This is a genomic window from Phenylobacterium sp., assembly GCF_016793285.1.
Lineage (GTDB): Bacteria > Pseudomonadota > Alphaproteobacteria > Caulobacterales > Caulobacteraceae > Phenylobacterium.
Genome location: NZ_JAEUMO010000098.1, coordinates 1 through 9,709 on the forward strand (window position 1 = coordinate 1; position 9,709 = coordinate 9,709).

At 69.2% G+C, this 9,709-nt stretch carries 8 protein-coding genes and 1 tRNA gene; all 9 read right to left on the reverse strand.

The window, feature by feature from the left end; translation table 11 throughout:
- Positions 1 to 1,590: NAD(P)/FAD-dependent oxidoreductase (locus JNL41_RS10165; RefSeq protein ID WP_293474576.1), on the reverse strand; the 1,590-nt coding region annotated here is incomplete at its 3' end.
- 309 nt (positions 1,591 to 1,899) lie between these two features.
- A complete protein-coding gene (locus tag JNL41_RS10170) occupies positions 1,900 to 2,592 on the reverse strand; it encodes a TetR/AcrR family transcriptional regulator (RefSeq protein WP_293474578.1) in 693 nt (230 codons plus the stop codon).
- Positions 2,593 to 2,699: 107 nt separating this feature from the next.
- The gene (locus JNL41_RS10175) at positions 2,700 to 4,841 is read right to left on the reverse strand and encodes a matrixin family metalloprotease (protein WP_293474580.1); all 2,142 of its coding nucleotides are present in this window, start codon (positions 4,839 to 4,841) and stop codon (positions 2,700 to 2,702) included.
- Positions 4,842 to 4,970: 129 nt separating this feature from the next.
- Positions 4,971 to 5,957 carry a nitronate monooxygenase family protein gene (locus tag JNL41_RS10180; protein ID WP_293474582.1) on the reverse strand — a complete coding sequence of 329 codons (987 nt, stop codon included), beginning with the start codon at positions 5,955 to 5,957 and terminating at the stop codon, positions 4,971 to 4,973.
- A 204-nt stretch (positions 5,958 to 6,161) separates the two neighbouring features.
- A tRNA-His gene (locus JNL41_RS10185) sits at positions 6,162 to 6,238 on the reverse strand.
- A gap of 44 nt (positions 6,239 to 6,282) precedes the next feature.
- Positions 6,283 to 7,122, reverse strand: coding sequence for a LytTR family DNA-binding domain-containing protein (locus JNL41_RS10190; protein WP_293474584.1), 840 nt, complete (start codon positions 7,120 to 7,122; stop codon positions 6,283 to 6,285).
- Between the two features lie 104 nt (positions 7,123 to 7,226).
- On the reverse strand, positions 7,227 to 7,934 hold the full coding sequence (locus tag JNL41_RS10195; RefSeq protein ID WP_293474586.1) for an energy transducer TonB: 708 nt from the start codon (positions 7,932 to 7,934) through the stop codon (positions 7,227 to 7,229).
- 12 nt (positions 7,935 to 7,946) lie between these two features.
- The gene (locus tag JNL41_RS10200) at positions 7,947 to 8,378 is read right to left on the reverse strand and encodes a biopolymer transporter ExbD (RefSeq protein WP_293474588.1); all 432 of its coding nucleotides are present in this window, start codon (positions 8,376 to 8,378) and stop codon (positions 7,947 to 7,949) included.
- 5 nt (positions 8,379 to 8,383) lie between these two features.
- Positions 8,384 to 9,289 (reverse strand): tonB-system energizer ExbB, encoded by a 906-nt coding sequence (gene exbB / locus JNL41_RS10205; RefSeq protein ID WP_293474589.1) that lies wholly within the window; start codon positions 9,287 to 9,289, stop codon positions 8,384 to 8,386.
- Positions 9,290 to 9,709: the final 420 nt, after the last annotated feature.

Consider the following 9,709-nt stretch of genomic DNA (forward strand, 5'->3'; position numbering starts at 1 on the left):
GACCCACCATTCCTCGGTCTCGGGCGTCACGTCGATGGTGGCGCATCCCTTGTCGCGGGCCAGCTTGATGCACTCGGCGATGTGATCGCCCTGGGTCTGGAGCATGAAGGTCAGGTTGAACTGGAAGCTGGCCTGATACCCGCCCATGATGAACAGGTTCGGAAAGCCCGCCGTGTGGACGCCCAGCAGCGTGCGGATGCCGTTCGCGTCGTAGAGCTGGTTCAGGTCGACGCCGCCCTTCCCCACGATCCGGTTGTAGATGCCGGTCTTCTGCACCTCGAAGCCGGTGGCGTAGATCAGCAGGTCCAGCGGGTAGGCCCGGCCCTCGAACGTCGGTCCCTGTGGGCCGATCTCGGTGATCCCCTGCCCCTGAGTGTCGACCAGGTGGACGTTCGGGCGGTTGTAGGCCGGCAGGTACTCGTCGTCGAAGCACGGCCGCTTGCACATGAACATGTACCAGGGCTTCAGCGCCTCGGCCGTCGAGGGGTCTTCGACCACCTCCTCGATCCGACGGTGGATGCGCATCATGTGGTCGATGTTGGCGTTTTCCTGGCGACGGATCTTCTCGTCGCGGGAGAGACTGGCGCGCTCGGCTTCCTGCTCGGGCGTCAGCGGACGGCCGCGCAGGTGCTTCATGCGCCGGGCCTGCTGCCAGCCCGGCTGAAGGCGGGCGGCCCATTCGGGATCGGTCGGCCGGTCGTTGCGGAAGTCGATGGCGCTGGGGGTGCGCTGGAAGACGTAGAGTTCCTTCGCCGTCTTCGCGAGGCGCGGGACGATCTGGACAGCCGAGGCGCCGGTGCCGATCACGCCCACGACCTTGTCGGAGAGCTTCTCCAGCTCGTGGCCGGTGTAGGCGAAATCCCAGCGGGACGAATGGAAGGAATGGCCGGCGAAGGTCTCCATGCCGGCGATCTTCGACAGCTTCGGCTTCGAAAGCGTGCCGTTCGCGCAGATCACGAACCTCGCGGTCAGTTCGTCGCCGCGGTCCGTGGAGAGCCGCCAGACCTTCGCCGCGTCGTCCCAGACGGTGGACGTGATCGTCGTGTGGAAGACCGCCAGGTCGTAGAGGTCGTAGCGTCGTGCGATCGCCTGGCAGTGGGCGAAGATCTCGGGGCCGGGCGCGTAGAAGCGGGCCGGCAGATAGCCCATCTCGTCCAGCAGCGGCAGGTAGTCGACCGCCGGCACGTCGCACGCCGCGCCAGGGTAGCGGTTCCAGTACCACGTGCCGCCCACGTCCCCGCCCCGTTCGACGATGCGGATGCTCCCCACGCCCCGCTCGCGCAGCCGGGCGGCGGTCAGCAGGGCCGAGAAGCCGCCGCCGATGAACAGCACCTCGACGTGGTCGCTGAGCGGCGCGCGGGCCTCCGCCTCGGCCGAGTACGGGTCGACGGCGTATCTCGCGAGCGGCCCGGTGAGGTCGGACGTGAACTGGGCCGTGCCTTGGGGGCGGTAGCCCAGGCGCAGGTCGCGCGCCTCGGCGAAGCGGGCCTTGATGGCGTCGTAGTGCGCCTGCGCCTGTGCGGACGGGGGCAGCGGCTGGGGCCCACGGATCGGGCGCGGCGCCGCCGCGGGCTTGACGTCGTCGGCCAAGGCATCCTCCCGGGCGGCCCTGGTTTTCCACGGCCCCCCTGGGGTGGCCCGTCGCCGCCTCTGTCTTCGCAGCATCGGTACGGGACCGCGCCGCTGTCAACGCCGCGGAAGGCCGAAAAAAAAGCCGCGCCCGGGGGCGCGGCGAGTTCATAGGGAGGAAACGCCCAAAAGGGCAGGACCCTTATGCGCTCTTGCTGCACTGCACGCAAGCTTTAATTTCACATATCGGTGAATTTCTCTTTCGCGCCCGCCATTCCCTGCCGTTACGGGAAGTTAGCGCCGCGCGGCCGCCATGCTGCACCGCCGTTATCAGGCCCGGCGGCGGACGATCTCCGACAGTCCGGCGGCGCACCAGGCGTAGAGGCGGGCGCGCACGGCGGCGAGGTCTGTCGAACGGCAGAGGCCATTCGAGAGCTGGTCGATGCGGCCGGTCTCGGAGAGGGTCAGCATCATCGCCCCGGTGAGGAACTGATAGCCCCAGTAGAGGTCGCGCGCCGCCGCGCCAGGGCAGGCGCCCTTGAGGGTCTCGATGAGCTGGTGGACCACCGGGTCGAAGAACCTGTGCATGGTCTCGCCGCCCCAGGCGGGCGTGTTGTTCACGAGCGCCACGAGGCGGAAGTAGTTCTTCCAGCCCTCGTCGTTGGTCAGGGAGAGTTCGACCAGCGGGTCGATGAAGGCCTCGATCACGCCCTCGGGCGTCATCGCGCCGGCGTGACCCGTCTCGTAGGCGCGAAGGGCCTCGACCCGGATATCGTTCAGCACGTCGGCGCGGCGCGCGAAGACGCTGTCGAAGAGCTCGCGCTTTGCGCCGAAGTAGTAGTGGATGAGCGCCGTGTCGACGCCGGCCTCCGTGGCCACCTGGCGCACGGTCACGCCATAGAAGCCGTGGCGGGAGAAGAGTCCCTCGGCGGCGTCGAGGATCGCCTCGCGCAAATCCGGCCCCTGCCCCTTCGGGCGGCGGCCGCGCAAGGTTCCGCCCGTCTGTCCGCTTGCTCGCGCCATGGCCCTCGCTAGCACCGTTTCGACGCCCATGGCAGGGCGAAGCCCGACCATTCGGCCCTTGGCTCGGTCCGGCCGGGAGGCCGACGGGCCTGTTCCCGGCGAAGGCCCTAGGCGCCGAAGATCCAGTTGCCGGTGAGGCTCGACATGGCGACGCCGACCAGGATCATCTGGCCGCCGCCGTTCATGGCGATGACGGTGTCCGCGCCCACCTGGCTCACCGTGTACTGCGTGCCGGGATCGAGCATGACGCGGTCGCCCTGGGCGATGCTGAAATCGGTGACGCGGTCGATCCCGGCGTCTCCGAAGGTGTGGAAGATGTCGGCCCCCTCGCCGCCCGTGACGGTGTCGTTGTCCTTGTCGCCCGAGACGTAGTCGTCGCCGGCGCCGCCCACGAGGACGTCGTCCTGCTGGCCGCCCCGGATCGTGTCGTTCCCGCTTCCGCCCTCGCAGGTGTCTGCGCCGAGGTTGCCGTAGACGAGGTCGTTCCCCTCGTCGCCTGAGAGGCGGTCCTGGTCCTTGCCGCCCACGACCCAGTCGTCGCCCAGGCCGCCCGAGCCGGTGTCGTCGCCCACGTTGCCGTTGATGTCGTCGAAGCCGGCGCCGCCGACGATGCTGTCGTTGCCGTCGTCGCCGCGCAGATAGTTGGCGCCGTCACGCCCGTTGACGGTGTCGGCGCCGCCGCCGCCGAACAGGCGGTTGCCGTTCGCATCGCCGATGATGTTGTCGCTGTAGGGGGTGCCGACGATGTTCTCGACGTCGAACATCTGCTCGATCGCGCCGCCGACGGAACGGTTGGCGTTGATCGTGACGTCGACGCCTTCCAGCTCGCCGGAGAAATCGACCGTGTCGACGCCGCTGGCGCCCCAGATGATGTCGTTGCCGCCGCCGGGGATGAGCCAGTCGTCGCCGCTCCAGCCTTCCAGGTAGTCCGAGCCCTCGCCGCCGGAGAGCGTGTCCGCGCCCGTGTCGCCGAACAGTTCGTCGTCGGAGGCGCCGCCGGAGAGCGAGTCCGCGCCCGCGGCGCCGACCAGGACGTCGGGCATGGCGCCGCCCTGCAGCGTGTCGGCGTTGGCGTCGCCGAACATCACCACCGCCTCGATGCCCGTGAAGCTGCCGCCGCCCGCCGTCAGGCTGGCGTAGCTGAGCACCGCGCTGGCGGAGGACAGGGGCGAGAGCCAGAGCTCGTCGTAGCCGTCGCCGCCGTCGACGATGCTGCGGCCGTCGACCACCACGATCACGTCGTTGCCCGGACCGCCGCTGAGGCGATTGACCCCGGAGCCGCCGCTGAGGGTGTCGGACCCGCCCTCGCCGTCCAGCACGTCGGCGCCTTCCATGCCCCAGAGGTCGTCGTCGCCTTCGCCGCCCATCAGGCTGTCGTCGCCCGGGTCGCCGTCCAGGACGTCGTTGCCCGCCGCACCGAGGAGCGTGTCGGCGCCGTCCCCGCCGGCCATGGTGTCCGCGCCGTCGCCGCCGTCGAGCTGGTCGGCGCCGCCCCGCGACATGACGTAGTCGTCGCCCGCGCCCGCCGCGATGCGGTCGGCCACCGCGATGCCGGCGAGCGTGTCGGCGCCGATCCCGCCGCTCTGGCTCAGCAGCAGGCGGGCGCTGTCCCAGCTCCAGCTCGCCGCCTGCGTCCCGTCCGCGCTCGCGGGTCCGTAGAGGTATTGCGCCGCCAGGATGTCGAGCGAACCCAGCGCCGTCGCCGGGCCGCCCGCCGGATTGTAGGTCATCACCGTATGCGCGAGGTCGTCGAGCGTCGGGTCGAGCGTCGGCTGCTCCTCGAACGGGTGCTTCAGCCCGATGGCGTGGCCGATCTCATGGACCAGGGTGTCGAACGTCGCCTGCCCGAGGTCGATGAAGATGTCGCCGCCGAAGTCGTCCTCGAACGCCCCGTCGGGGAAGTTGAAGACGAACGGATTGAAGGCGAACGCCAGGCTGTCCTCGATCGACTCCGGACCGAAGCGGAAGTCGTAGATGCCGAAGCGGATGTCGCCCTGGCCGGCGGGGACCTCGAGGAACGTGAGGCCGCTGGCGTCGCCCCAGGCCTTGAGCGCCTGGCGCGCCACATCCTGCTCCGGCGCCGTGAGCGCCTGGAAGCTGCCGAGGAAGGCGCCGGAATAGACGAGGGCGTACCCGGGGTTCGGCGACGTGTCGAAGGAGTAGCTGACGAAGGCCGGTCGACCGGCGACGCCGATCCCGTTCCAGCTCAGGCCCGAAAGCACCGACTCGAAGGTCGTGACGACCGGCACGCGACACCCCTGCACTCGCGGGATGCGCTGTTACGGTCGCGCCCCCGTCCCCCAGGACGGAACTACAGCTCTAACGGCGAGGCTTGGCAAGCGCGCTCGTGGGTTGAGCGAACGCGCCCGCCCCGGGCTTCAGGCCGGCACGCCGAGCCGCTGGGCGTTCCTGGCCAGGACGTCTTCGGCCTGGCGCATGATGGCGGCCACCATGTCCTTGCAGGTCGGGATGTCGTGGATCAGGCCCTGGCTCTGGCCGACGGTCCAGATGCCGCCGTCGGTGTCGCCCTGGCCCAGCACGTTGGTGCGGCCGCGCACGCCGGCCACCAGGTGGCGGACGTCGTCGATGGTCTTGGTCGGATCCGTCTGGATCTTCACCACCTCTTCCGAAATGGCGTTGCGGGCCACGCGGCTGGTGTTGCGCAACGTGCGGTTGGTCAGCAGCGTGTCGCGCTCGGTGTTCTCGACGATCTTCCGCTTCACGTTCTCATGGATGGCGCATTCCTGGGTGGCCATGAAGCGCGTGCCCATGTTGACGCCGTCGGCGCCCAGGGCCAGGGCGGCCGCCAGGCTGCGGCCGTCGGCCATGCCGCCCGAGGCGATCACCGGCACCGGGGCCACCGCGTCCACGGTCGCCGGCAGCAGCACGATGAGGCCGATGTCGTCCTCGCCGGGGTGGCCGGCGCACTCGAAGCCGTCGATCGAGATCACGTCGCAGCCGTACTTCACGGCCGAGACGGAGTGACGGACCGAGGTGCATTTGTGGATCACCTTCACCCCCGCCTCCTTGAAGGCCGGCAGGTGGTCGACCGGCGCGCGGCCGGCGGTCTCGACGATCTTGATGCCGCTCTCGATGATCGCCTGCCGGTATTCGTCGTAGGGGATCGGGTTCAGCGACGGCAGCAGGGTGAGGTTCACGCCGAACGGCTTGTCGGTCAGATCCTTGCAGCGCTTGATCTCGGCGTGCAGCTCTTCGGCGGACTGGCTGTGGTGCGCGGTGATGAAGCCCAGGGCCCCGGCGTTGGCCACGGCGGCCACCAGCGGCGCGTAGCCCACCCCGGTCATGCCGCCCATGACGAGCGGGGTCTCGATCCCGAACATCTCGGTCAGGCGCGTCTTGATCATGTTTCTCTCCCCTTCGCCGCCTCTTTGGGCGCGGTCAGTCAAACACACGTTAGACTCCGCGGCGCAGGCTGCAAGGGTGACGCTGGGGGACCGGCGACGCGCGGGCGCCGCGGCGGCGTCTGCGCCCTGCGGCGCCAGGACCGGAGGGGCCATGGTGGGCGAACGGAGGTGCGGCCCGGCCGCCCCGGCCTCGCCGCCCAGCGATGGTACCGCCCTCCCGGATCGAACGGGAGACCTCCAGAGCCACAATCTGGCGCTCTAACCAACTGAGCTAGGGCGGCGCGTCATCGCGAGCGGGCTGTAATAGTCGTGGCGGAGGCTCCGATCAAGCCGGGTCCAGCAGCGGCTTTCGGTAGCGGCGCGAGCCCATGAGTTCGCGGCCGTCGGCGAGGCGCACCACGAAGTCGCCCGAGGGCCTGGATTCGACCTCGCTCACTGCCGCGCGCCGGACCAGGCGCGAGCGGTGGATGCGCACGAAGCCCGCGCCGGCAAGCTGGCGCTCCAGCGACGACAGCGGCGCGCGATGGAGGATCGGCGTCGCGCCACGGTGGAGCTCGACGTAGTTGCCCGCGGCCTCGATGAAGGCGACCTCGCTCAGCGGCACGAAGTGGCGGCGCGCGCCGTCGCGGATCTCGATGGCCTGAGGGGTCTCGCCCGCACCTGCCGGCGGCGGGCTCTGCCACAGCCGCAGCCAGATGGCGTACAGCCCGACGAGGCCGAGGTAGATCAGCAGGTCCTTGCGGAACTCGTAGGGGAAGTCGCGCAGCGGCCCGAACGCCGGGTAGGCGCCGCCCACCGCGGCGTAGACCATCGCCCGCACCGCGCCCATCGCGGTCACATGGACCAGCGAAAAGGCCAGCGCCGCGGCCAGGTGGACCGCTGCGAGCCGCGGCCAGGGCGCGACCAGCGGCTGCACGCGACGGGTCAGCGCCATCACGAGGGGCGCCAGCGCGACGAGGGCCAGGATGCTGGACGCCTCCCAGACCAGCGGCTCCCACAGTCCGATGGGGCGCCCAGCCTCGGCCCGGTCGTCGGCCACGCTCAGCGCGTCCACCAGCGCGATCGCCGCCCCGACCAGCAGGAAGACGCCCAGGAACAGGCGGTCGCGGCGGCGCGTCCCGCCCGCCGCCGGCTCGCTTGCCATCGGGGCCATACGATCAGTCACGGATGCTTCTTACGTGGCGCCCTCCGGCGTGACCATGCGCGCAGAGAAAAAGCCCCGGCCGCGTGAGCGACCGGGGCCTTGTTCCTGGAGCGGACCCTTTCGGATCAACCCTTCGGCAGGGTGAAGCGGATCGGGATCCGCACCGAGCCCCCGTCGACGGGCTGGCCGTCCTTGGTCTGCGGCCGCATCTTGAAGAGCTTGGACATCTTCATCGCGGCGTCGCCGAAGCCCATGTCGCCCGGCTCCTCCGCAGTGACGGAGCAGCCTTCGAGCGTGCCACGGGCGTTCACCGTGCAACTGAGCGTCGCGCGGCCTTCCACCTCCATCCGCTGGGCGCGGTCCGGATAGTAGCGCGCCATATCCTCGGCAGAGGGACGACGCTGCCAGTCCGGGTTGGTGATGACCGACGGGCGCGGCGGTTCCGGCGGCGGCGCAGCCGGCGGACGAGGCTCCTCGATCCGGCGCTCGACCGGCGGAACCGGCAGCGGCGGGATCGACGGCATGTCCGGGACAGCGACCGGCGGGCGCGGCTGCAGCTTCGGCGGCGGCGGCGGCGGCGTGTTCGGCGGCGGCGGCGGCGGCGGAGGCGGCGGAGGCGGCGGCGGAACGGGCTTGATGAGGGCCACGTCCGTCACCTCGTCCGAGTACTCCTTGTACTTCGGATCGAACCGCGACTTCCACAGGTAGACGCCGAGCGCGCCGTGGACCACGACCGCGAGGACCAGCGCAATGACGGTCCCCGGGCGGCGCTTGGGCTTCGGATCGTCGAACGGGTTATGTCGGGTCAGAGCTTCGTGGTGAGTGTCAGACATGCTTCACCCCACTCACTTGTCTTCGCCGACGAGGGCCACGCTGTAGAAATTATTATCCTGCAGCATGTTCATGACGCCCATGAAGTCCCCGTACAGGACGTCCTTGTCCGCCCGGATGAAGATGCGTTCCTTCTCAGGGTTACGCGTGTTCCCCAGGTTCTTGCGCAGGTCGTCGCCGAGCGTCGCAAGATCGGTCCGGAAGTCCTGAATGAAGATGCTCCCGTTCGGTTGGATCGAGATGTAGACCGGCTTGGGAGGGTTGGTGCCGGGCGGCGCGACCGCAGGCGGAAGCTGGACCTTGACGGTCACGCTCGCCAGCGGCGCGGCCACCATGAAGATGATCAGAAGGACGAGCATCACATCCACGAAGGGCGTGACATTGATCTCGGCGTTCTGGTCTTCCTGATAGCGTCCGCCCCCTCCGCTCGAGAGTTTGGCGGCCATCTAGATCAGACCCCCTTGTCGAGCTGGCGGGAGATCGCGTTCATCAGCTCGGCCACGAACCCTTCCGAGCGCGCACCGTACGAGGAGATGCGGGTCTGGAAGTAGTTGTAGAAGATAACCGAGGGGATGGCGGCGAACAGGCCGAGACCGGTGGCGAGAAGCGCTTCGGCGATGCCGGGGGCGACGACGGCCAGGTTGGTCGTGTTGGTGTTCGCGATGCCGATGAACGAGTTCATGATCCCGTAGACGGTGCCGAACAGACCGATGAACGGGCCGTTCGAACCCACCGACGCCAGATACTGCATGCCGCCCGAGAGGCGACGGGCCAGAGCCGCTTGCACGGCGCTCACCGCATGCTGGGCGCGGTCGATGGTGGTGTCGCGGTGCTCGCCGGCGATCGAAAGGCCCGCCTGACGCGAGAGCTCGATCTCCTGGGCGGCCGCGGCGGCCATGTCGGCCAGCGGGTTGCCGTCATACTCTTCCGAGAGAGCGATCCGGCTCATGTCGTTGATCGACTTGGCGCCGCGGAAGCTTTCCACGAAGCCGTCCGACACCTTGTTGAGGGCGTTGAACTCGAGGATCTTGGTGACGAGGATGGTCCAGCTCAGCACCGAGGCGAGAGCCAGGCCGATCATGATCACCTTCACGACCGGGTCGGCGTCCATGAACATGGTGCCGACGTTGAGCTTGCCCGCGTTCTTCATGGTCGGCGGGTCGCTCGATTCAGCAGCGGCGGGCGCCGCGGCCGGGGCGGCGGCCGGAGCGGCGGCGTCGGCGGCCGGAGCGGCAGCGGCGTCGGCGGCAGGCGCGGCCGGGGCGGCGGCGTCCTGAGCGAACGCCGGCGCGCTCATGCTCAGCGCCACGGCGCCGAGGAGAGCGGAAAAGGTCATCTTCAGTTTGTTGTCGAGCATCTGTCGCCAGTTCCTGGTTGGTCTAGCACGATTGGCCGGAGGGTCGTCGCGCGAGAGCGTCTCCACCCTAGTTAAAGTTAAGCCCGGCGACCAAACCACTTCCGCGGCCCAGAACGCCAGAGGCGCTATCGCTGCGCCCGGACCCTTGGCAACGCGGCCCCCGACTGTCGCAGGGATTGGCGTTTGTTGGTTCGGACGGCCTTGAACTCCCACGGAGGGAACCCAAAGTCTTACCGCTTTGTAAGACAAGCGGCCCGACCCTTTGGCAACCCCATGTCGAAGCGTCAAGGGGCAGAAGCTTTCCCCACGGCGTCATTTTTCGCGCGCACGGGGACGGATTGTGCGCTGCACACGCGACATGCGGAGAGGCGCTGCGGAAACCGGACCGTTCGTCGCAATCTGATGCTGCAACGCAGCAAC